23 protein-coding genes are annotated in these 21,524 nt (G+C 49.0%); 5 read left to right on the forward strand and 18 right to left on the reverse strand.

Going from position 1 to position 21,524, the window contains the following annotated elements; translation table 11 throughout:
- Positions 1–5: 5 nt before the first annotated feature.
- The 5 genes from B3Z23_RS09680 to B3Z23_RS09700 form a co-directional block, all read right to left on the reverse strand.
- Positions 6–569, reverse strand: coding sequence for a YtfJ family protein (locus tag B3Z23_RS09680; RefSeq protein ID WP_294907403.1), 564 nt, complete (start codon positions 567–569; stop codon positions 6–8).
- Between the two features lie 25 nt (positions 570–594).
- Positions 595–1,425 (reverse strand): hypothetical protein, encoded by an 831-nt coding sequence (locus B3Z23_RS09685; RefSeq protein ID WP_294907406.1) that lies wholly within the window; start codon positions 1,423–1,425, stop codon positions 595–597.
- Position 1,426: 1 nt separating this feature from the next.
- On the reverse strand, positions 1,427–2,761 hold the full coding sequence (locus B3Z23_RS09690; RefSeq protein ID WP_294907409.1) for a lipopolysaccharide biosynthesis protein: 1,335 nt from the start codon (positions 2,759–2,761) through the stop codon (positions 1,427–1,429).
- Between the two features lie 126 nt (positions 2,762–2,887).
- Positions 2,888–3,583: a hypothetical protein gene (locus B3Z23_RS09695; RefSeq protein ID WP_294907411.1), complete on the reverse strand. Its 696-nt coding sequence runs from the start codon at positions 3,581–3,583 to the stop codon at positions 2,888–2,890.
- Between the two features lie 59 nt (positions 3,584–3,642).
- Positions 3,643–4,368 (reverse strand): hypothetical protein, encoded by a 726-nt coding sequence (locus B3Z23_RS09700; RefSeq protein ID WP_294907414.1) that lies wholly within the window; start codon positions 4,366–4,368, stop codon positions 3,643–3,645.
- A 274-nt stretch (positions 4,369–4,642) separates the two neighbouring features.
- Between B3Z23_RS09700 and B3Z23_RS09705 the strand changes: the two genes are divergently transcribed.
- On the forward strand, positions 4,643–5,374 hold the full coding sequence (locus B3Z23_RS09705; protein WP_294907417.1) for a thymidylate kinase: 732 nt from the start codon (positions 4,643–4,645) through the stop codon (positions 5,372–5,374).
- A gap of 53 nt (positions 5,375–5,427) precedes the next feature.
- Here B3Z23_RS09705 and spt read toward each other — a convergent pair whose 3' ends face one another.
- From spt to B3Z23_RS09725, 4 genes are read right to left on the reverse strand one after another with little or no spacing between them, the layout of a single operon-like run.
- Positions 5,428–6,600: a serine palmitoyltransferase gene (gene spt, locus B3Z23_RS09710; protein ID WP_294907420.1), complete on the reverse strand. Its 1,173-nt coding sequence runs from the start codon at positions 6,598–6,600 to the stop codon at positions 5,428–5,430.
- Complete coding sequence (locus B3Z23_RS09715; RefSeq protein WP_038020331.1) at positions 6,587–6,847, reverse strand: acyl carrier protein; 261 nt, start codon at positions 6,845–6,847, stop codon at positions 6,587–6,589. Before B3Z23_RS09715 ends, spt begins: the two co-directional genes overlap by 14 nt.
- Before the next feature lie 30 nt (positions 6,848–6,877).
- A complete protein-coding gene (locus B3Z23_RS09720; RefSeq protein ID WP_294907424.1) occupies positions 6,878–7,792 on the reverse strand; it encodes an NAD-dependent epimerase/dehydratase family protein in 915 nt (304 codons plus the stop codon).
- Complete coding sequence (locus B3Z23_RS09725) at positions 7,789–9,525, reverse strand: fatty acyl-AMP ligase (RefSeq protein ID WP_294907428.1); 1,737 nt, start codon at positions 9,523–9,525, stop codon at positions 7,789–7,791. Before B3Z23_RS09725 ends, B3Z23_RS09720 begins: the two co-directional genes overlap by 4 nt.
- A 643-nt stretch (positions 9,526–10,168) precedes the next feature.
- Here B3Z23_RS09725 and B3Z23_RS09730 point away from each other — a divergent pair.
- Both B3Z23_RS09730 and B3Z23_RS09735 read left to right on the forward strand, forming a co-directional pair.
- A complete protein-coding gene (locus B3Z23_RS09730; RefSeq protein ID WP_294907431.1) occupies positions 10,169–11,293 on the forward strand; it encodes an N-acetyltransferase in 1,125 nt (374 codons plus the stop codon).
- 195 nt (positions 11,294–11,488) lie between these two features.
- Positions 11,489–11,854 carry a diacylglycerol kinase gene (locus tag B3Z23_RS09735; RefSeq protein ID WP_294907434.1) on the forward strand — a complete coding sequence of 122 codons (366 nt, stop codon included), beginning with the start codon at positions 11,489–11,491 and terminating at the stop codon, positions 11,852–11,854.
- 113 nt (positions 11,855–11,967) lie between these two features.
- Here B3Z23_RS09735 and B3Z23_RS09740 read toward each other — a convergent pair whose 3' ends face one another.
- Positions 11,968–12,351 (reverse strand): EthD domain-containing protein, encoded by a 384-nt coding sequence (locus B3Z23_RS09740; RefSeq protein ID WP_294907437.1) that lies wholly within the window; start codon positions 12,349–12,351, stop codon positions 11,968–11,970.
- A 72-nt stretch (positions 12,352–12,423) separates the two neighbouring features.
- On the opposite strand from B3Z23_RS09740, the gene B3Z23_RS09745 reads away from it, so the two are divergent.
- Complete coding sequence (locus B3Z23_RS09745; RefSeq protein ID WP_294907440.1) at positions 12,424–12,795, forward strand: MerR family transcriptional regulator; 372 nt, start codon at positions 12,424–12,426, stop codon at positions 12,793–12,795.
- Positions 12,796–12,974: 179 nt separating this feature from the next.
- Here B3Z23_RS09745 and B3Z23_RS09750 read toward each other — a convergent pair whose 3' ends face one another.
- The 7 genes from B3Z23_RS09750 to B3Z23_RS09780 all read right to left on the reverse strand — a co-directional run bounded on the left by B3Z23_RS09750 (position 12,975) and on the right by B3Z23_RS09780 (position 19,425).
- Positions 12,975–14,207, reverse strand: coding sequence for a Zn-dependent hydrolase (locus B3Z23_RS09750; RefSeq protein ID WP_294907443.1), 1,233 nt, complete (start codon positions 14,205–14,207; stop codon positions 12,975–12,977).
- Positions 14,204–14,695 carry an L-2-amino-thiazoline-4-carboxylic acid hydrolase gene (locus tag B3Z23_RS09755; RefSeq protein ID WP_294907445.1) on the reverse strand — a complete coding sequence of 164 codons (492 nt, stop codon included), beginning with the start codon at positions 14,693–14,695 and terminating at the stop codon, positions 14,204–14,206. Before B3Z23_RS09755 ends, B3Z23_RS09750 begins: the two co-directional genes overlap by 4 nt.
- 22 nt (positions 14,696–14,717) lie before the next feature.
- Entirely contained in the window at positions 14,718–15,875 is a 1,158-nt protein-coding gene (locus B3Z23_RS09760; protein WP_294907448.1) for a branched-chain amino acid ABC transporter substrate-binding protein, read from the reverse strand.
- Entirely contained in the window at positions 15,862–16,617 is a 756-nt protein-coding gene (locus B3Z23_RS09765; RefSeq protein ID WP_294907451.1) for an ABC transporter ATP-binding protein, read from the reverse strand. Before B3Z23_RS09765 ends, B3Z23_RS09760 begins: the two co-directional genes overlap by 14 nt.
- A complete protein-coding gene (locus B3Z23_RS09770) occupies positions 16,610–17,377 on the reverse strand; it encodes an ABC transporter ATP-binding protein (RefSeq protein ID WP_294907455.1) in 768 nt (255 codons plus the stop codon). Before B3Z23_RS09770 ends, B3Z23_RS09765 begins: the two co-directional genes overlap by 8 nt.
- A complete protein-coding gene (locus B3Z23_RS09775) occupies positions 17,374–18,405 on the reverse strand; it encodes a branched-chain amino acid ABC transporter permease (RefSeq protein ID WP_414716479.1) in 1,032 nt (343 codons plus the stop codon). The genes B3Z23_RS09770 and B3Z23_RS09775 overlap by 4 nt, the downstream gene beginning before the upstream one ends.
- 69 nt (positions 18,406–18,474) lie before the next feature.
- A complete protein-coding gene (locus B3Z23_RS09780) occupies positions 18,475–19,425 on the reverse strand; it encodes a branched-chain amino acid ABC transporter permease (protein WP_294907462.1) in 951 nt (316 codons plus the stop codon).
- 167 nt (positions 19,426–19,592) lie between these two features.
- Here B3Z23_RS09780 and B3Z23_RS09785 point away from each other — a divergent pair, with 167 nt between their 5' ends.
- Positions 19,593–20,525 carry a LysR substrate-binding domain-containing protein gene (locus B3Z23_RS09785; RefSeq protein WP_294907465.1) on the forward strand — a complete coding sequence of 311 codons (933 nt, stop codon included), beginning with the start codon at positions 19,593–19,595 and terminating at the stop codon, positions 20,523–20,525.
- A gap of 80 nt (positions 20,526–20,605) precedes the next feature.
- On the opposite strand, the gene B3Z23_RS09790 is transcribed toward B3Z23_RS09785, so the two are convergent.
- Positions 20,606–21,508, reverse strand: a complete 903-nt coding sequence (locus B3Z23_RS09790; protein ID WP_294907468.1) for a LysR family transcriptional regulator — start codon at positions 21,506–21,508, stop codon at positions 20,606–20,608.
- Positions 21,509–21,524 lie beyond the last annotated feature (16 nt).

The following is a 21,524-nucleotide window of genomic DNA, read 5'->3' on the forward strand; positions in this document are numbered from 1 at the left end:
TAACATTACTCTTTAGTGGTCAGTGTGTTGACCAGACCGATGACCCGGGTGACTTCGGCAGGTGTCAGAGCGCCGTCTTTTGCCCACTGAACCCGGCCGGCATTATCCAGCACGATAATCGTTGAACTGTGGGGCTGCAATTGCCAGCGGCTAAGACCAACACCATTGCTGTCAACAATGAACTGAGCCCAGGGATATTCTCTGAGGTTCTTTTCAATTTTATTACGGACAAAATAGCCCGTCCCCGGGATAGCATCATCGGTATTGACGATAGTCGTCGCCTGGAATTTCTGCCGGGGGAAAGCAGCATTTTTTACTGCCGTAATCAGTGCACTATTCATATCTTTGGCCGACGTACGCCCGGCGATATACTGAATTATGCGTACCTTCCCAGCCAGTTGAGTGCTGTCCCATCGCTGGTAACGGACTTCGTTATTTACCAGAGACAGCTCACCGCGATCGCTGATAGACAGCGACGGGACCGGCTGACCATTGACAAAATTATGAGCAAAAGCCATCGACGGCAGCAACACTGTAACTAACACTATCAGTGACCGGTAAAGGTTCATTTTATCTCTCCCATGGGGTGAGTCGCTACGCAGGAAATATTGCCAGCAGCTGTTCCAGACGGTGACGAATATCACTGTCCAGTGGCGCAGGACGGTCATAAGATCTCCCCCCCGCCAGCTTGTCGGCAACCATCACATCATGCCGGTCTCCCATTAGCCCGTTAATCGCTGCCATAAAACGCGAAATTTTACGCGCTTCGCGATTATCAGGCTCCAGTGACCGCAGAGTGTCATAGAAGGATACCTGTTGACTGACAACTTTGCGCACATCATGAAACTGTTTACCTGTGAGTTGTGAATTGGCCAACAGTTCCCGGAGTTTCTTTATCTGGTTACGGCGATAATCCACAAAACCTTGTTCAGAATCCAGATCAATATGATGCAGCGAGAAGCGCACTTTGGACCAGACGGGTTTACTCAGAAATAGCCGTAAAATATTGCCGTAAAAACGCAGCTTTTGCTGATTGCCGTTGCGGAACGCATCCTGAAAATGACCCAGCAATACCGTAGTCATATTAAACAAGGCACCAGACTGATGTTTTTTGCTGTAAAGTCGTTGGGCAAATCGTAAATGCTTATAGCGTGCGCGGATATATTTATAGCGCATTTTAACCGCCACCGGTTTATTACTGTCCTGCAGAAAATCATCAACCAGGCCCAGTAATTCTTCACGGGTAAACCCGTCTTCCCAGAACTGCAGACAAAGCGCATAATTCTTTTGCATGGTCTGTTGCGGACAAAACAGGTCAATATGTTCCGGCAGTGCATATTCGGCATCCACCACATCATCTTCATCCACCGCACTAAATAATAATTCCGTCGCGTCGGTAGAAAATTTTTGCCAGTTGTTACTCATATTAATGACTCTCCGGGGCCATAGTAAAACGCAGTCCGCTACGCCGCCGGTAAGCACGTAGTGTCGGAATAAATGTCAGCAACACATCCAGACATTGTCCGGCAAAATAGGCATAAGCGGCCCCCTGTACGCCAAACAGATAGGAAATGCTGATAAGCAGGCTCAGGTAGCAAACACAACCCAGCATCTGCACTATCAGGAAGGCCCTTTGCTTTCCTGCCATAAACAGCAGTGATTCCTGTGGGAAGCCCATCATGGCAACAATGGTAGCCCCCAACATGATTTTAATTAAATCATAAGCTTCCAGATATTCATGCCCAAAGACCACCGAAATCAGGGGTTTACCGACCGCAAATACCAGTAACGCCACAGCGATCCCTATTCCACCTGCGATTAACGCCGAGCGTAAACCGAGTACCCAGGGTTTGGTGGTTCGCGGGTCAAGACGCATGATTTCCGGGTAAAAACTTTTTTCCAGTAACTGAGCAGGAGTCCCTGTCGCATCAAAAAAGGTCATCGCAATTTTAAATAAACCCGCTGCTGCAGGACCCAGCACTATCCCTACCAGCACAGTACTGCAGGAGTTTCTGGCCGCCCAGATAGTATGCGCAATATTGGTGGTCCAGACAAAATCCCAGGCTCCCTGCAAACGGCGACCGCTGCTGAATAATGCAGGTTTGAGTGCATTATGAATATCACGACGTTTTAATTCCTGTCCGGCAAACCACCAGAACAGGGTTCCACCGACCAGATTAGATAAATACCAGGTGATAATAAAACCGGCAAAACCGAGGTGACAAAAATAAGAGATCAGGCTGCCTATCGCCTGTAAAAATGGTCTGACCGCCTGCTGAATGGCAATTAAATCGAATCGGTCAAATGCCCGTAAAATACCGGTCGGTGTAGACGAAGTCATCGACGGAATTAACGTACAATACAGAATAGCCAGCCAGAAACTTTCCCGATCCAACCCCAGTGAGTGCGCAAGAAATGGCAGAACAGCCATCCCCCCTAATATCGCAATTACACTACTGGCTATATCCAGGCCGAATGAAAATGAGATCACTTCACGGAAGCGTGGAATATTTTTCGCTTCCAGTGCCGGGGTACCGAATTGCACCACAAACTGCCAGGTCTGAAATTTTATCAAATCACTGACAGCCTTGGCATAGGCCTGTATCACGACCAGAACACCGAACAACTGCGGTGTCATCCCCTTACCTGCGCAGGAGAGGGCCAGCAGGCCAAGCAGTGCACTTGCCACACTGCCCGATCCTAAATAGGCGGCATTTCGCAACATTGAGCGGAATGCACCGTCTGAAAACCAATGCTTCATTTCTGTTACCTGTCATCATCACAGCGGGTGCCCGGAACCCTGCATACCCGGGCGCGGAACAGTGCTGTACGCGGTTTTACATTAACTCAGTTTACCGCTCCCGCCTGCAGAATTTCTGCATTATTGTTACCGGCTGCCCCGCGCCTCAATGGCCTGCAGTGCCTGGCTTAACACCTGATCATAGGCTGCACGGGCATCCAGTTCGGCAATTTTAGCCCCGTTATACTCAATGCGTACCATCTGAGAAATCTTATCTTTAAGTTCCTCATAGCTATGGTCCGGCTTACGTGACAATGCGGTGTCTACATCAATGTCGAGCCGGAGTATCAGCTCCGGCCGTATCCTGGCCATTTCGCGGTAGAGCTCACGCTCCTTTTCTGCCAGCCGGGTCTTCAGCCAACCAGTCACCCGCTCAACGCCAATGCCCGGTCCGTCATAATAAAATCCTGATATCTCGGCCTGAGGATATCGATCACTTATCACCAGTACTCCACTTTGTGCCAGCCGTACCGCTTTACGCAAATTCGACGCACGCCACAAAGAAAAACCATACATAATTACCGCGGCCCAAAGTGCCGGCCCCTGGTTACTCATGCGCTGAGTTTTATCGGATTTGGCGGCCAGTCGACGTTCCAGCCATACTCCGATAACCGGAAGTTTCTTGATTTTATCGCCATCTTCACCGGAAATAAGCCCAAGATAGCGGCGTTCCGTGGGTTGCTGCTGTTGTAACCTTTTTACAATATCATTTGTCAGGGTTGATTTACCGGTGCCGTCACTTCCGACTACCGCAATCAGTCCCTTTATATAATCTACCGACAAACTATACTCCGTCTGTGATTGTTCTGTGTTAACAGGCCGCAGGCGCTCAGGTCCGGGAATTACCGGGCAGACTCTGACAATACCTGATCGATCGCTTGTAAAGACTGGGTGAGTATCTGAGCGGCAGGGTCCCTGCCATCCAAATCCAGAATCCGTGCGCCGTTAAAATTAAGCTGTGGAATAACGGCTATTTTTTGCCGTAAGGCAGACAACTCGTGATCGGGTTTCCTTGCATAGGCTGTTTGCTCATCAACATCCAGCCGTATCAGTAACAGTGGCGGATAAGAGGCCATCCAGCGATAAAGTTGTTTTTCCTTACGGCGTAACCCGCTTACCCAACGATTTCCGCCACTGGTCTTTGCCAGTTGGGCACCATCGAAACGGAAACCGGCCACTTCGGCCTGCGGGTATCGGTCAGTAATCAGCAACTTACCCTGACGACCTTTCGTCAGCATTTTTCTGAACTTATAGCTACGCCAGCAGGAGAGCAAAAAAATAACCAATGCTGTGGCATTACCCGGTGGCTGCGACGGACGTTCATGGACCTTGTCGGATTTAGCCACCAGGAAACGCCCCAGCGCACCACCAATCAGCGGCAGCTCACTGATCCACTTACCAATAAACCCGGAGGACTGGCCAAGGTAAAGTAATTCTGTAGGTTCCTGCGAAGAAAAGTGACTAACCAGACTGGCAGCAAGTGTTGATTTTCCGGACCCGTCGCAGCCAGTAATCGCGATAACGCGCCCTGCCGTATGTGTTTTTCCGGCGTTTCTCTGTTCTGACACCACAAGACATCCAATAGCAAAAAATCTATTTTATTCTAATTATTTACAGGTTCAAGAAATTTATCCGGCCCGGGACAAATAATGGCGGGACGGACAACAAATGTAATATGGCCCGTCTTTTTTTTGTGTTTTTCTTAATATTTTGTGCGCCGCCAGATGAATATTTATTGCATTTCAGTTTCGACAGATAAATATCAAATCCTCAGCAGTTGCTGGCGACATTTTACCGGCAAAATGATATATTAGGGCTCTTGTGTTATAAGAGCTTATGATCATGAATTCCAGACTCCCACCGCTTATTGCGGTCATTGGCAGTGATGGCTCAGGAAAGTCCACTGTCTGTGAACAACTTATTACCGATATGAACAATTATGGCCCTGCCATCAGGGTTCACTTAGGAAAGCAGGCGGGTAATGTTGGCCGTGCTGTGGCTCAGTGGCCGGTGATCGGCCGGTTTCTGGACAAAGCCATTACACGCAATACTAAAAAAGTAAAAACCGGCAAATCGAAGGTTAAGTTTTTACCTTCTCTGGTGATTATGGCATTTGTGCTGCGTCGGGTATTACGTTTTCGTCGCATGATGAAATATCGTCGTGAGGGGTTAATTGTTTTGACGGACCGTTTTCCGCAGGCACAAATTCCCGGCGCTTATGATGGCCCGGTGTTCCCGGTAAATATAAAAGCTAATCCGTTTATCCGTTGGATGGCAGGTCGCGAACTTAAAGCATTTAAATGGATGGCAGCACAGAAACCTGATTTAGTGATTAAACTGAATGTGGATCTGGATGTCGCTTGCCAGCGTAAACCCGATCATTCAAAAGAACAGCTGGAAAAGAAAATCGCCACCACCCCATTGCTGACCTTCGAAGGGGCGAGAATTATTAATATTGATGCTAACCAGCCGATCGCTGACGTTATTTCTCATGCTGAATCAGCCATTCATCAGTTTATGGATACTCACGGTTATCATATTCAGGCCACGCAGAATATGGCTCAGAATACCTGAACTGGCTTCCTATAATCAGAAAAAAGCTCCCGGATGACCGGGAGCTTTTTTTATTAAGATTTCAGTTCCGCAAACGCCTGAATAATCTTATCAATCTCTTCATCGCTGTGCGCTGAATTAACACTGCAACGTAACAATGTAACTCCTGCCGGGGCTGCCGGTGGTAATACCAGGTTGACATAAACCCCTTTGTTAATCAGGGCGCGCCATAATTCCAGACCCGCTTCTTTGGAACCAATAATGACCGGAACCACCGGACTGATTCTTGACCCTAATTCGTAACCGGTTTTCGCCAGACCCTGGTACAGTCGGTGAGCATTTTTCCACAATTTTTCCCTTAATTCCGGCTGGCGGCTAATCTTACGCAAAGAGGCACGCACCGAAGCAATACTGGCCGGGGAAGGAGAAGCGGTGAAAATATACGGACGACTGCTGTAACGTAATACATCCATCGCTTTGCTGCCAACAGCAAAACCACCAATGGATGCCAGACTTTTACTAAAGGTGCCCAGGATAATATCAACATCATCCTCAACGCCTAAATCTTCTGCCAGCCCCCGGCCTTTGTTACCCATGACACCGAAGGAATGAGCTTCGTCGACCAGCAGATAACCCCCCAGGCGTTTTTTGATTTCGACAATCTCAACCAGCGGAGCCACATCACCCAGCATACTGTAGATGCCTTCGACTATAATCAGCGCATCTTTAGCGCGATCACCCAGACGTAACATACGTTTTTCGAGGTCCGCAGCATCATTGTGCCGGAAGCGGATAATCTCAGCCCCCCCCAGCGTACAAGCATCATAGATGCTGGCATGGCTGTCAGCGTCAATTAAGACCACAGAACCAGGACCTGCCAGGGTACTGATCACCGCCAGGTTTGCCGTGTAACCGGTTGAAAAAACGATGGCTGTTGGACGATCGAAGAACTCAGCCAGTTCTTTTTCCAGTGCCAGATGCGAGCCGTAACTGCCGTTCGCCATCCGTGAACCCGTGGTGCCGGTGCCCTGATGCGCCAGCGCCGCCTGACCATCAGCAATCGCCTGGGGGTCAAAGGTCATTCCCAGATAGTTATTAGTACCAGCCAGAATAATTTTATGATCACCAATCCGCCCTTCTGTCGCTGAATAGATTTCATCGATACAGGTGCCGAAAGGATTAAGCCCGGAAGTACTGAATTGTTCACGTTCGTTCATCAAACGGGAAAATTTATCATAAAGACCCATTTGATTTCTCCAGATAAGGTTGCAGGGCATTCAACAGCTGCTCGGGGGTTCTGACATCCAGCAGAATATTAATCGGGATAGAAATATCCAGTTTATCTTCCAACATCATCAGCAAATCCAATACTCTGATGGATTCAAGGCCCAGATCATTGACAAGATCGCTATCTGGTTTAATTTCTAATCCGCCTTCAACAATACCTTGCAGACAAGTCAGAATATAATTCATCACAGCGTCGCGATTTAGCATAAGAGCTTTGTACAACCTCTACTCAGTTAATTAAAATAGACCTTCACGCAGCGCGCGTTCCAGACTCACCTCAGGAACCCATCCAACAGCATTGGTTAACTGTTGATTACTGGCTGTCCAGTCCGGGTGGGTTAACTCCCGGATTTTACTCTGTGTCAGCATCGGCTCCGTTTTTACCAGCCGGTTCCACATCATACTTAAAGCGGCAATCAGTTTCAGTAAGGCCAGTGGAACAGGGATTAGCCTGACCGGCCTCTGGCGAACTGCTGCCCCAATCTGCTGCATCCGAGACCAGCTGTAGCCCCCTGCAACACCATCACAGAGCTCATAAATACCGCCTTGTGGGTTGTCCGACAGCAACCACTGCCTGACAGCAGCAGCCATATCAGTGACATGGATAAAGGTCAGAGTAGCATCCCGGCGCCCCAGTTGCGGGAGAACGCCGCGCAACAAGCCATCCAGCAGAGGTTTTAGCTCTTTATCCCCCGGACCATAAACGGCAGTCGGCCGGAAAATGCCCAGAGTCATATCGCCACTCATTGTCTGAAGTTGCTGTTCAGCAACATATTTTGAGTTTGCATACCAGGACAATTCAGGATGGCGCGCAGCCAGAGAGGAGATAAACAGAAATTTTTTACAACTGCCGGCCGCCTGTGCGGCCTGCATGACCGACACACTGCCGGTCACATTACATTCAGTAAAAACCGCTTCATTACTGCCTCTGACCTGACCGGCACAATGTACCACAGCATCAACATCGCTCACCAGTTCCGCCAGTGACTGCGGGTTTTCCAGCGAACCGCGGACCCAGACGAGGTTATCATCAGGATTTTGTCGTGCCGATCTGGTCAGAGCCCGAACACGGCATCCACGCGCCAGCAGATCTTTAGTGATCTGCCTGCCGATGAAGCCGGTTGCCCCGGTAATGGCAACCGTTAATGTCATTGAACAAAACCAGGCATCTGTACAGGAGCGTAAATAGCCGAAGTCATCCAACGCTTTTTAGCTTCTGCACGGGCCGGTTTTCCTGATGAAGTTCGGGGAATACTGTGTGGTGGCAGTAACTCAATATCCACGGCGATCCCGAATTCACTCTGAATGCTGGCAGATAACGAGTGGACCAACTGTCCACGGCGTTCTTCTGAACTGACCCGGCACTGGATTTGCAGAATAATACGTGCCGATTCACCATGCTCTTCTGTCACGAACGCAATGGCATCGCCGGCATGGATTTCAGGCTCAGACTCAGCCACATATTCAATATCCTGAGGCCAGATGTTACGGCCACGGATAATGATTAAGTCTTTTTTACGTCCGGTGACGTAGAGATAACCTTCGGACTGGTAACCCAGATCCCCGGTATCCATCCAGCCAGTCGTCTGGATCTGTTTCTGGGTGACCGGGTCACGGAAATAACCACTCATCAGGCTTGGTCCGGAAATACAGATATGACCGACCTGCTGCTCAGGTAACGCTTCACCGGTTTCGCTGCGAATTTCGATACGATGGCCCGGCAGCGGTTTCCCGCAATTTACAAATGAAGAAATCGCACGGGATTTACTGGTGGGTGTTACAGCACGACCTTCGTATTCAAGAATGTCACGGTCAACTTCATTAACCTGCGCACCCTTGTTTTCGTCAGAGAAACTTACCGCCAGGGTATTTTCTGCCAGTCCGTAGCAAGGCATAAAGGCATTACGGTTAAAACCAATCGCCGAAAAATGCTCACTGAACTGGTTTAGCAATTCGACAGGAATTGGTTCAGCACCAACACCTGCAACCCGCAGACAGGAGAGATCCAGACCAGCCGTCTCTTTTTCACTGCTGCGACGCAATGATAAATCATAACCAAAAGGGGGGGCGACAGTAACAGTGCCACGGTTTTTATCGATAAGTTTCAGCCACTGCAGCGGACGCATCGCGAAATCCTGAGTGCGCAGATAATCTACCGAAAGCTGAGTCGCTACCGGAGTGAGCAGAAAACCAACCAGTCCCATATCATGATAAAACGGTAACCATGAGACACAACGATCACCGGCACGTAATTTAATACCGTCGTGACTGATCACCTGTAAATTCGCCATGACCGAGCGTTGGGTGATAATCACGCCACGCGGAAAACGGGTACTGCCAGAGGTATATTGCAGATAAGCAATATCATCCGGCGCAGGTTTCTGCAGTTCAATATCGGCTTCAGGCAATGCGTGGAAGTCGTCATTGCTAAGAATATGCGTTGGAGGAGCATCTTCCGTGGCTGAAGTAATTAACGGTACCCATTCTTCACTACTGATGATGGCTGCAGGTGCACAACTGTTGATAAGCCCCTGCAGTTTCGTAATGTAAGATGCCCGCTGACCAATCCCCATCGGGATCGCCAAAGGAACCGCGACCAATCCCGCATACTGACAAGCAAAGAAGGATTCAACGAATCCGACGCTGGTTTCAGCTATCAGGGCAACGCGATCACCTTTTTTCAGTCCCAGAGAGAGCAACCGTTTTGCTCCTGTCACCGCATGGTCTCTGAGTTTCCGGTATTCCAGCACATCGGTCAGCTGATTACGCCGGTCATAAAAATTCATCCCGGTATCCCCCAGGGATGCGTAATCTAACGCCTCAACCAGCGAGGGGAAATCTGCGTAACGCATGGGAAGAGAATGGGTAGAGCTTGTTTCTGACATAGACAAATTAGCCATAAATTCAATTCACCAACCGTGAATCACACCATTGATGAAAAAGTTGATATTCTATTTTTTAAGACGCTCTTTGAATAATCCTTTATTCGGCCCTGTCCATCGCCCGGGTAGGCCACCTGCCGGGGCTCGGTGATTCATCGTCTCAGGGCTGAAACGTGTAAACCACCATTGACATTCGTCATAAGATCATCACCATGTAAAAATAATTTATTACAGGTTCATGACTCAACTTAAACACATCGTAAACAGTAACCGGAACTTCTGTAAAAGTGAACTACTGATTTAAGGTGATTAAGTTAAAAGCATTAAGTGGTAAAAGAAAGTTCCCTTTGCGCAACAGAAATATTCTTATACGAAAAGTCAATTGCATTAAATATTAGTTACGTCTTACTTTTAATAAAAGCATCAATTGCTTAACGTTTGATCATATGCTCTGGCATTACTTTGCAGCCCGGGAAAGTTACTCCAGTTCCCCGTCAGTAAGTACCGTCTGTTGCTCGTTGATAAAGCCCTGTGACATTCTCTGCGTACCGGGATGACGCCCCCATCATTATTTGCACGCTACACAGGAATGCTATTTTGTAAAAATGTATTTCTTTAAGCCGATGCTTAACAATAAAGGTTTTTTATGATTCAGATTGAAAAAGTACAGGGTAAACAAGGCTTTAAAGAATTCATTGCCTTCCCATCTTCACTTTACGCTAATGATCCTAACTGGATTGACCCGTTATTCCTTGAGCGTGAAGAGCACCTGTCTAAAAAGAACCCTGCCTCAGAGCACGTTGAATGGCAAGCCTGGATTGCCAGAAAAGACGGAAAGATTGCCGGACGGATTACTGCCCAGATTGATACGCTGCACCGCGAACTTTATGGTCAGGATACCGGCCACTTTGGCATGATTGATGCGATTGACGATAAAGAAGTGTTCGATGCTTTATTTGCCACCGCCGAAGAGTGGCTGAAATCTAAAGGGGCATTTAAAATTACCGGCCCGTTCAGCCTGAATATTAATCAGGAAAGTGGTTTACTGATTGACGGTTTTGATACCCCGCCTTCAGCGTTGATGATTCATGGTAAACCTTATTACGCCAAATACCTGGAGCAACAAGGCTATCAGCAAGGAATCGATCTGCTGGCCTACTGGATGAAACGTACTGATCTGCACTTTTCTCAATCATTAACCAAACTGATGGCTCGGGTACGAAAAAAAGTCACGATTCGCCCGCTGAATCGTAAAAAGTTTGCCGAAGAGATGCAGGTATTACGTGAAATCTTCAACTCCGGATGGCAAAACAACTGGGGTTTTGTCCCTTTCACCGAACATGAATTCGCCACCATGGGGGATCAGCTTAAATATCTGGTACCGGACGATATGATCTATATTGCCGAAGCTGAGGGTGTACCTTGTGCATTTATCGTTGGACTGCCCAATATTAACGAGGCCATCAGCGATCTTAAAGGTAGCCTGTTCCCGTTTGGCTGGGCTAAACTGTTGTGGCGTCTGAAAGTCAGTGGGGTCCGGACCGCCCGTGTACCGCTTATGGGGGTACGTCATGATTATCAGTTCAGCAGTATGGGCCCTGTTATGGCGCTGTTGCTGATTGAAGCACTGCGTGACCCCTTTGCCCGCCGCAAGATTGATGCGCTGGAAATGTCATGGATTCTCGAATCTAACACCGGTATGCGCACCATTCTGGAAAAAATCGGGGCCGTACCGTACAAACGCTATCGCCTGTATGAAAAACAACTGTAATTACTGAATATCAGCACACGGCCTCTGCCCGCCGGTATTTGCAGGCCTGAACATTTCCCTGTCACAGGGGGATATCAGGCCTTGTTTTATCCGCCCTGAGGCTGTTTTATATTACTCATTCATCTGCGCCTGATATCCTGCTATGCGTAACCCGTTACCCATACTGTCTGCAGGCTAAATAATAAGAGTGTTCGCATGCCCCTGGAAAAGAAAAAAGGAATAAGCCGTCTGACCTACAGTATTAATAATTCACTGGCGGGTTTTATTGATGCGCTGAAGACCGAAGATGCGTTCCGGCAATTGTTTTTAATTAATATTGTTCTGTTTATCATCATATTTTTTCTGCATGCCAGCCTGCTTGAAAAATTAATGTTAATTGGTTGTAGCTTCTTGTTACTGGTCGTCGAACTACTGAATACCGCCATTGAAACTGTCGTCGACAGAATTTCAGACGAAATTCATCCGTTATCCAAACGAGCGAAAGATATTGGTGGTGCCGCCCAGTTAGTTGCCGTAGTAATGACGGTTATTGTCTGGGCCGGAGTATTGTTCCACCGCTGATTCTTGCTTTGCTACTGGCTGGCGAATTTCCCTTGTGGTGCTGTCGGCCGTCATTCTGATGACGGCACTAATTTAGCGGAACATATTGTTTTTCAGCCGTCGGGTAAGCCCGGTTACTCTGTGACAGGGACAATCAGCCGCTCTTCTCCATACCAGAGTTGTGATGCGGATAAATCGACAAACCTCTTTTCATCCTTGATGAGTACCTGTAAGGCCTTTAGCCCTTCAGTCGTTTTTCGGGCTGCCAGATGAGCCTCCATGCTGTCCCACCATAGTTCAGCGCAACCGTCGAAATTCACCGCATTCGTTCCCCTAATCTTTTCCAACGCCAGTTGTGCGGCTTCATCGCCGAAGGGAACCGTCTGGACGTATTTTCTTATGCCCAACAGTTCAGCGTAACCGGTAACCAACGGCGCATGAATATTCCGCCAGTGATGATCAAATTCCTGCCGGGTTAACTGCGGCAGCCTTTTTAAACACATAATTAATTTCAGCATGATTTCTCTCCTGTATAAGCAACGCGCGTTAGCTTACACTCTGACACTACTGTCAGAGTCAAGGAGCGGGAAATGCAGATAGGTAAGCTGGCTACACTGACCGGAATCAGTATCCGGATGCTGCGCTACTACGAACAACAAGGGTTGCTGCGCCCGGAAAGAACACCGGCAGGGTACCGCCGATATTCCTTCGCTGATGTCAACACGGTGAAACAAATAGATCTGCTGAACCGGGCGGGCCTGACACTCAACACCATTAGCCATCTGACGGATTGCCTGGGTTCAACCCCGGTGCCGGTGCAACTCTGTAGCGCGCTGACTGACAAAATTCGCCAGCAACTGATGCTGGTTGACGAACAAATCGATATGCTGAATCAAAGCAGGCAATTGTTGGTTCGGCTTAGCGAACTAAACAACGTTGAACCGACAGCGGCCAGTCGCTAAACCATGGCTTCCGTTGTCTGTTCGGGTCATCCGGCAGCTCCTGCAGTTGGCCCGAAATTTTCAACTTTCACTCAGTCTGCATAAGTCCGTCAGTTAGCTATTACCACTGGCTCCGTGCTGCAACAAAAAAACAATGCACCAGCGTTGTGCACTCGCTGTTCTGGCAGGCAGTTCTCCTGTTATTGATTCGCCGACCTGAGCACGGTGTGCAGCAATACATTCGCGCCTTTTGTTGCCCATTCAGGGGTTATTGCTTCCGCCTCGTTATGACTGATGCCCTTAACACAAGGGATAAAAATCATAGACGTCGGGGCAACTCTGTTAACAAAGCAGGCATCATGACCTGCACCGGATACCATCGGCCGGGAAGAATAGCCCAGTGCTTCCGCTGCCTGCTCAACCATGGTAATACAACCCGAATCGAAATGTACCGGAGGGTAGTCCGATAGTTTTTCAATTTCTGCAGTCAACCGTCTTTGGCTAAGATTGTTGACCGCCTGCTGTAGTTTCTGTTCCATCAGATTCAGTGTATCCAGTTCAGGATGGCGGAGTTCTACACTACAGAGCACCTGACCGGCCACCACATTAGGTGAATCCGGCACTATTCTTGCTCTTCCCACCGTCGCACGGCCATCCGGAGAGGAACTTATACCAATGTGTTCCACTGCCAGTACCAGTTCAGCAAAACCCGTAACCGCATCCTGGCGGAGCTCCATCGGTGTAGTGCCGGCATGTGCCGAAAATCCTGATATCGTTACCGAGAACCAACGTTGTCCCATTGCCGCGTGAACAATCCCGATATCACATTGTTCAACTTCGAGAACCGGCCCCTGCTCAATATGTAATTCATAACAGGCATGCAGTGGTCTGCTTTTTGCCGGAAGATCCCCGCGCCAGCCACTCCGATCCAGAGCTTCACCAAATGTGATACCAAGGGAATCGGTACGCGAACGGGCATAGTCAGTACTGTAGATGCCACACCAGACTCCGGAGCCCAGCATCGCCGGAGAAAATCTTGCCCCTTCTTCATTGGTCCAGTTTACCAGCAGAATATCCCTTTCTGTTTCAATATGAAGATCGTTCAGAGTTCTTAATATTTCCAGACCGGCAAGCACGCCATAAATTCCGTCATAATTACCGCCTGATGGCTGTGAATCCGCGTGTGAACCGGTAAGTACAGGGGGTAATGATGAATCCCTGCCCCGTCGGAGAATAAACATATTCCCGGCTTCATCAACCTGGCAACTGAATCCCGCCTGATCTGACCAACAACGTAACTGTTCTCTGCCCTGTTGATCTTCATCACTGAGTGTCAGACGACTCACCCCCCCACCAGCCGTCTGCCCAAAGCCGGCAAAAGTATTCAGCGTCTCCCACAGCCGGGCCCCGTTAATTCTGGGTGCCGTTGTCATACCGCCCCCTTGTCCTTCCTCACCTGATAACGAAAATTGCAACAGGCAGCCCCCGACATGATGGTGGTCGTTCGGGTTAATTCGACATCCGGTGCATAACCGACAATGAATTTTTCATCACGTGCACAGGATAACAAGTGGCCTATCTCTCCAAGGCCCATCTCCTGATACATTTCGGCATAGCGACAACGTGTCACATCGTAATAATATTTTTGGTCATCATTCTCAATAACCCTGACTTCCAGCGCGTTATCCTTTTCCCATAAATATTGCAGATTAACAAAACTCCGCAGATCAGCTTCCCCGGCCTCTCCTGCGGCAAATTCAGCACCAGCCTGAACTGCAGCCTGTTCAATGGCTTCTCCGATATACTTTTGAGCCAGCTCAATCCCCAGCTCTCTTTTGAGTATGTCGTAGACCGGTTTAATGATTTCTGCCTCTATTTTTCGACGAGCCAGGATCCCTAACTCTTGTTTATGACATTTCATAACATTGCTCTCCCCTTCGTTCTCAGGATTTCTTTCCGCCAACCACATCCACAGGAACCCACTGATTATTAATATCTTTATAGACAGTGAATGAAGGATTTTTCAGGTTACCCTGTGCATCGAAACTGATTTCGCCGGTAACTCCCTGGTAATCAATATGGTGTAAGACTGGCAGATATTTGTCCGGATCCACCGAGTTGGCTTTTTCCATGGCATCGATCAGTACCCGTGTCGCATCGTATGCAAATGGGGCATGGAGTTCTATCGGATGGTGATACCGGGCACGGTACTGCTGGTCAAAGGCTTTTCCGCCAGGCATTTTATCCAGCGGCAGCCCGGGCTCAAGCGCTACAACCCCATCCCCTTGTTTCTGTGCCAGCGTAAGGAAAGTCTGACTGACAAATCCACCCGCACCCATCAGTGTTGCTTTAATATCCAGCTGTTTAATCCGTCTCGCCAGCAGGGCCGCCTGACTATCCACTCCGCCAAAAAAGATCAGATCAGCATTTTTACTCCGGATAGCAGTCAGTACCGGGCTAAAATCCAGTGTTTTATCGTCAATGTATTCCCGGTCAACAATAGTCACTCCCTGTGCCTTCAGTGATTTAATAAATGCATCCGCCAGTCCCTGGCCGAAGGCAGTCCCGTCATCCAGTACGGCAATCCTTTTTGCCTGCAAATTTTTTACAGCATACAAGGCTGCGTAATTACCACCATCATCGTCGTGTCCCATAACCCGGAAACTGGTATCAAACCCTTGCTCGGTATAAGCATGCCCGGTAGCCACTGGTGCGACCTGAGCTATCCCCGCGTCATGATAAATCCGTGCTGCCGGAATGCTGGTCCCGGTATTCCAGTGACCGACAACACCCGCAACCCCGCTATCTACTAAACGTTGCGCCACAGTAACAGCGACTTTGGGATCGGACTGATCATCCTCTGACAACAACTTAAAAGTCACCGCCTGGCCATCAATGACCGGATGTGTTTTGTTAACATCATCAATGGCTAGCTGAGCGCCATTCTCCAGGTCTTTGCCTATTCGCGCGGAAGGACCGGTCAACGGACCTGCCAGCCCGATTAATACACTCTGATCGGCCATAGCGTTACTGACAACCAGTGACAATACCCCTGCTCCCAGAATCCTGCGCACCAGAACCGCGACATTACCTTGCTTCATAAATTTCCCCTTGTGACTCATTCACAGGCATCTCGCCCAGATATATTTGTTGTACGATTTCACTTTTCAGTAATTCACTGGCTCTGCCCTGCAGGGCAATATTTCCACTGTCCATGACCCAGGCTTGATCAGTCACTTCCAGCGCCAGACGGGCATTTTGCTCAATAAGCAGGACACTGATACCTGAATCACGTAATCCTGCGATGGTCCGAAAAATATCTTTTACCATCAGGGGAGCCAGCCCCATTGATGGCTCATCAAGGATTAACAGTTTCGGCTGACTTAGCATGGCCCGGCTCAATGCCAGAAGCTGTTGCTCACCACCGGATAACCAACCGGCTAGCTGGTTTTTACGTTGTAAAAGCCGTGGATAACGCGAAAATATGGCCTCTGTCTCTTGCCTGACTCTGGCGTGGTCCTTACGCAGCCATGCGCCCATTTGCAGATTTTCAAGTACGGTCATATGGCTGAATATTCCCCGGCCTTCAGGCACCATGACGATACCTTTTTTGAGTAATACCTCTGGCCGGCAATGAATAAGTGACTCTCCGCACCAGCGGATATCACCGGTGAACTTTTGCTGCCCGGTGATCGCACGCACTGTTGAGCTTTTACCGGCGCCGTTAGCGCCAATCAGTGTGCCCTGTTGCCCTGCCTCCAACCGAAAACTCACTCCCCTGACAGCCTTAATGCCCCCATAAGAAACCTCAAGATTTTCTACTTCCAGCAGATTCTCAGGCATGGTCGTCTCCTCCGAGATAAGCGCGGATCACCCCGGCATGCTGGCGTATCGTTTCAGGGGTTCCCGTTGCGATAACTTTTCCATAGTCGAGAACCGACATTCGGTCACACAGGCTCATAATTAATTTCACATCATGTTCAATAATCAGCAGTGTTTTACCATCGCCTCTGATTTTTCTTAATAATGCAGACAACGCGAGTTTCTCAGCTGCATTCATCCCTGCGGCTGGCTCATCCAATGCCAGCAACAGGGGCTCCGTCGCCAGTGCCCGGGCTATTTCCAGCCGCCGCTGATGGCCATAAGCCAGGTCGCAGGCGCGATAATCAGCAAACTGTGCAATACCGGTGTATTCAAGCCAGTATCTTGCCTGGCGAAGCGTTTCCTGCTCTTCCTGTCGGGAACGTCGGTGCCGGATTAATGCGGCCCACACACCATTACGGGTACGGACATGCCGGCCAATCATTACGTTCTCCAGCACCGTCATGTCATTAAACAGACGTAAGTTCTGAAAGGTTCTGGAAATACCCGCCCGGGTTACCTTTTCAATGGCATGGGGTGACCAGGGCTGGCCATTAAGAATAAACTGGCCATTATCTGCTGGTATTAGTCCGGTAATCAGGTTAAAGCAGGTGGTTTTTCCTGCGCCGTTAGGGCCGATAAGTCCGTAAATTTCGCCACGATTGATGGTCAGACTGACATCATCGACAGCATGGATACCGCCAAACTGTTTAGAGAGGTGTGATACAGATAACAACGTCATTTCACGCTCCTTGTGTTGCCGGCTGGCCACAGACCATGAGGCCGGAAAATCATGACCAGTAACAGTGCCAGCCCATAAAACAACTGACGTAACACTTCCGGGTCGATCACTACCGAGCCAAACAGATCTTGCTGCAAAGGAACAGCGACACTGCGTAAGATCTCCGGTAATACCGACAGTAGCACGGCACCCAGAATGACTCCTGGCACATGCCCGATACCTCCCAGCACAACCATGGCCAGCACACTTATCGATTCCTGAAGTGAGAAGGATTCCGGCGATACAAATCCCTGAAATGACGCAAACATCACTCCGGCAACGCCACCAAAGGAAGCTCCCATGGCAAAAGCCAGTAGTTTAAAGTTACGGGTATTTATCCCCATCGCTCGTGCAACGTCTTCGTCTTCACGGATGGCATGCCAGGCACGACCTACTCTCGAAGAACGTAATCTGATACAGATAAAAATGATGCAGATAATCAAGGCTGCCAGCAGGTAGTACCATAGGTAGAGACTTGTCAGACGATGACCTGCCAGGTGGAAAAATCCGGTGAAGCGAACATCACCCACTCCAAAACTATCGATATTACTGATACCCTTGGCGCCGTTGGTAATATTGACTGGCCTGTCCATATTACGCATCAGGATGCGAATAATTTCACCAAATCCCAGAGTGACAATTGCCAGATAATCCCCTCTTAAACGCAGCGTCGGAGCACCCAGCAAAATGCCACAAACTGCGGCAACCGCGGCAGCCAGCGGGATCAGAAGTAGAAATGAGGTATGCATCCCGTGAGGGAACAAAGATATCAGTGCCGGAAACGCCGTCAGCAATTGAGGAGATGCCAGTAATGCAGTCAGATAGGCGCCCACGGCGTAAAACGCAATAAACCCCATATCCAGTAATCCGGTAAAGCCAACAACAATATTCAGCCCCAGTGCCAGCATGATATAAAGCAGGGTGTTATCCAGAACCCTTAGCCAGTAATTACCACCAGGCAGCGCAATCAGCCAGGGTACAATCATCATACCTGACAACAGCGCCACCAAACGTACTGTCTTATGGTCTTTCAGATTAAATAGTTTCATCGTTTCTCCTCAGGCGCGATGAGCAACACGCTCACCCAACAAGCCAGATGGACGAAATACCAGCACAGTAATCAGCACCAGAAAGGAAAAAATATCCTGGTAGTTGCTGCCGATAACACCGTCTGTCAGGTCAGAAAGATATCCGGAACCCAGTGACTCAATCAGTCCAAGCAGTAATCCACCGACCATTGCACCACGAATATTTCCGATCCCTCCAAGCACTGCGGCAGTAAAAGCTTTGATTCCGGGAACAAATCCCATAGAAAAATCTGCACTCCCGAAATTACTCGCCATCATCACTCCGGCCAGAGCAGCAAAGGCTCCGCCAATGGCAAACGTTCGGCGGATAATGGTGTCAGTATTGACCCCCATCAATTGCGCCATGGAGGGATTTTCTGACACGGCGCGCATTCCTCGACCAAGCCGCGTCGTTTCGACTAACAGCCATAGCCCACCCATAGCCATCAGTGCGACTACCAGGGTAACAATGCCGGTTTCAGTGATAATTACGGGTGCCTGAGTGGCGCTACCAACAGTCAGAGCGATCGGGTCCATTGACAGGATCTGCGGGAACATTTTAGGGTCACGATTCCAGATGATCATCGCAAGAGTCTCTAACACTACCGAGATTCCGATACCACTGATTAGTGGAGCCAGCCGGGAAGAGTGACGCAGGCGGCGATATGCAAAGCGCTCAACTGAAATAGCCAGCAGCATGCAGACAGCTATGGCTGACAGCAATGCAATAACCAACATCAGCAAAGGATTCATTGCAGGGAAATGCAGACTCAGAAACTGAAGGACTGAATAGGCGCTCAGGGTGCCCACCATTAAAATATCGCCATGGGCGAAATTGATGATCCTTAGTATTCCGTAGACCATGCTGTAGCCAAGGGCAATCAGTCCATAGATGCTGCCAGATATCAGGCCATTTATTATTTGCTGAAGAAAAGTACTCATTGCTCATTCCGGGGGTGATCGTCATGGGCATAACATCGTTTAATTGAAATTAATTGTGAAATACAGATATATTATTTCTTATTAGAAAATGGAATCCACTTAACTTGTTGTATTTATTGCTTTTTAATAAATGTTATTTACTATGCCGGTAAGAAATAAATAATCATATGAAAAAAACAGAACAACCCTTAGCAGATCATCCTGAGTCCATAACCGCGATACCCCATGACCCACCTCTGCGGGCTGTCAGGGTATTTGAAGCTATTGCCCGGCTGGGAGGAATAAATGTGGCCGCCAGGGAATTACAAATTTCCCCTTCAGCCGTCAGTCATCAGCTAAAAGTTCTGGAAAATTATCTCCGGAAACCTCTGACCGATCGCCAGGGGCGCCGACTCATCTTAAGTAGCGAAGGACGTGAATATTATCGTTCAATCCGATCTGCTTTCTCGGTGCTACGTCATGCCACAGAGTCAATAGCTGAACAAGGCAGACATCGCCAGGTGACTATTAGCCTGATCCCTCTGTTTGGTATGGGTTGGTTTATTCCGCGATTATCAGGTTTTATGGCAAAATATGCCGAGACTGAGATTAACGTGGTCTACGCAAATCATCGCAACTACCTCAGTGATGCTTCAGATATGTCGATACGTTTTGGCAGTGGCCACTGGAAGGGCTATCAGGCAGAGAAACTCATTTCAGGACAAATGGTACCTGTCTGCAGTAAAGAATTTCTACAGCTACACGGTCATATTGACAGCCCGCAACGTCTGGCTCAGATGCCATTGTTACATGACGAAGAGCGTGATACCTGGCCCCAGTGGTTCACACTTCAGGGAGTGAAATTTATCCGGCATGACGGCCCGTTATTTGAGGATGGGTTACTGACTCTGGCTGCAGTGCAAGCTGGAATGGGTTGTGCTTTAATGCGAGAACCCATGATCAGCCATTTACTGGAACAAGGATCCCTGGTAAAAATCTTTGATTCACCCATAGATGACGGTCGTGATTATTATTTGTGTACCCGCGAAGATACTGAACTCAGCCGTGACGCACAGTTATTAGCACAATGGGTCAGAGAGAAAGCGCTACAGACGGCATAAGACCGGTGAAACACCGCTCCCTGCTGGCAGTGTCTATCCGTTTGTCCACAAGGGTCTTAACCGCCACCCTATTCCGAATATTACCCGACCGGAGGTTGCCAGCGCAGTTCCTCTATCAGCAGACTGAATGCTGGCGGATGTTGCCGGCGACTGGGGTAATAGAGATGATAGCCAGGAAACGTCGGGCATCCGCTTTCGAGCACCAGCTTCAGACGACCATCACTCAGTTGCTGTGTGACCATATCTTCCGGGACGAAGGCCAGGCCTAACCCTGAAACGGCAGCATCAATCCGTTCGCTAAGTGAATTAAGGATAAGCTGCCCTTCTGTTTTCACCCGTAGCAATTTACCCTCTGCGACGAACTCCCAGTGATACAACCCGCCAGCGCTGGGCAGACGCATGTTCAGGCAGATATGTTGCTGCAAGTCATGCGGGGTCAGAGGTACGCCATGGATTGCAAAGTAGTCAGGAGCCCCGACCACTACCATGCGAAAATCAGGGCCAATACGTACTGCCACCATATCTTTTTCGATGCTTTCCCCCAACCTGATTCCCGCATCGAAACGACCTTCCACAATATCAACAAAACTGTTATCTGCCACCAGCTCAAGATTAATCTGCGGATACTTTATCAGAAAGGGCTTTATTTTCGGCCACAGTAAAGTACGTAACGCATGATCGCTGACAGATAAGCGCAGGCTTCCGGAGGGCTGCCCGCTGATATGCAGCAACGTATCCAGCTCACGTTCCAGCTCATCCAGCCGGGGTTCCAGACAGGCTATCAGTCTCTCTCCGGCTTCGGTCGGTGCCACACTGCGGGTCGTCCTGGTCAGTAATCGCAGATTAAGCCTGGCTTCCAGTGCTTTCATGGCATGACTCAGGGCAGACTGGGACACTCCCAGCCGTGCTGCGGCTCGGGTAAAGCTGCGCTCCCTGGCCACCACCAGGAACTGTTGTAATTCGTTAAAGTTATCTTTAAGCATCGATGATTTCCTTTGA

It is taken from the genome of Tatumella sp. UBA2305 (genome assembly GCF_002345795.1).
GTDB classification, from domain to species: Bacteria; Pseudomonadota; Gammaproteobacteria; order Enterobacterales; family Enterobacteriaceae; genus Tatumella; species Tatumella morbirosei.

Coding starts and splice junctions, on each gene's coding strand:
- B3Z23_RS09680 (WP_294907403.1), bottom strand. CDS start 569: ATGAACCTTTACCGGTCACTGATAGTGTTAGTTACAGTGTTGCTGCCG.
- B3Z23_RS09685 (WP_294907406.1), bottom strand. CDS start 1,425: ATGAGTAACAACTGGCAAAAATTTTCTACCGACGCGACGGAATTATTA.
- B3Z23_RS09690 (WP_294907409.1), bottom strand. CDS start 2,761: ATGAAGCATTGGTTTTCAGACGGTGCATTCCGCTCAATGTTGCGAAAT.
- B3Z23_RS09705 (WP_294907417.1), top strand. CDS start 4,643: ATGAATTCCAGACTCCCACCGCTTATTGCGGTCATTGGCAGTGATGGC.
- spt (WP_294907420.1), bottom strand. CDS start 6,600: ATGGGTCTTTATGATAAATTTTCCCGTTTGATGAACGAACGTGAACAA.
- B3Z23_RS09715 (WP_038020331.1), bottom strand. CDS start 6,847: ATGCTAAATCGCGACGCTGTGATGAATTATATTCTGACTTGTCTGCAA.
- B3Z23_RS09720 (WP_294907424.1), bottom strand. CDS start 7,792: ATGACATTAACGGTTGCCATTACCGGGGCAACCGGCTTCATCGGCAGG.
- B3Z23_RS09725 (WP_294907428.1), bottom strand. CDS start 9,525: ATGTCAGAAACAAGCTCTACCCATTCTCTTCCCATGCGTTACGCAGAT.
- B3Z23_RS09730 (WP_294907431.1), top strand. CDS start 10,169: ATGATTCAGATTGAAAAAGTACAGGGTAAACAAGGCTTTAAAGAATTC.
- B3Z23_RS09735 (WP_294907434.1), top strand. CDS start 11,489: ATGCCCCTGGAAAAGAAAAAAGGAATAAGCCGTCTGACCTACAGTATT.
- B3Z23_RS09740 (WP_294907437.1), bottom strand. CDS start 12,351: ATGCTGAAATTAATTATGTGTTTAAAAAGGCTGCCGCAGTTAACCCGG.
- B3Z23_RS09745 (WP_294907440.1), top strand. CDS start 12,424: ATGCAGATAGGTAAGCTGGCTACACTGACCGGAATCAGTATCCGGATG.
- B3Z23_RS09750 (WP_294907443.1), bottom strand. CDS start 14,207: ATGACAACGGCACCCAGAATTAACGGGGCCCGGCTGTGGGAGACGCTG.
- B3Z23_RS09755 (WP_294907445.1), bottom strand. CDS start 14,695: ATGAAATGTCATAAACAAGAGTTAGGGATCCTGGCTCGTCGAAAAATA.
- B3Z23_RS09760 (WP_294907448.1), bottom strand. CDS start 15,875: ATGAAGCAAGGTAATGTCGCGGTTCTGGTGCGCAGGATTCTGGGAGCA.
- B3Z23_RS09765 (WP_294907451.1), bottom strand. CDS start 16,617: ATGCCTGAGAATCTGCTGGAAGTAGAAAATCTTGAGGTTTCTTATGGG.
- B3Z23_RS09770 (WP_294907455.1), bottom strand. CDS start 17,377: ATGACGTTGTTATCTGTATCACACCTCTCTAAACAGTTTGGCGGTATC.
- B3Z23_RS09775 (WP_414716479.1), bottom strand. CDS start 18,405: ATGATGATTGTACCCTGGCTGATTGCGCTGCCTGGTGGTAATTACTGG.
- B3Z23_RS09780 (WP_294907462.1), bottom strand. CDS start 19,425: ATGAGTACTTTTCTTCAGCAAATAATAAATGGCCTGATATCTGGCAGC.
- B3Z23_RS09785 (WP_294907465.1), top strand. CDS start 19,593: ATGAAAAAAACAGAACAACCCTTAGCAGATCATCCTGAGTCCATAACC.
- B3Z23_RS09790 (WP_294907468.1), bottom strand. CDS start 21,508: ATGCTTAAAGATAACTTTAACGAATTACAACAGTTCCTGGTGGTGGCC.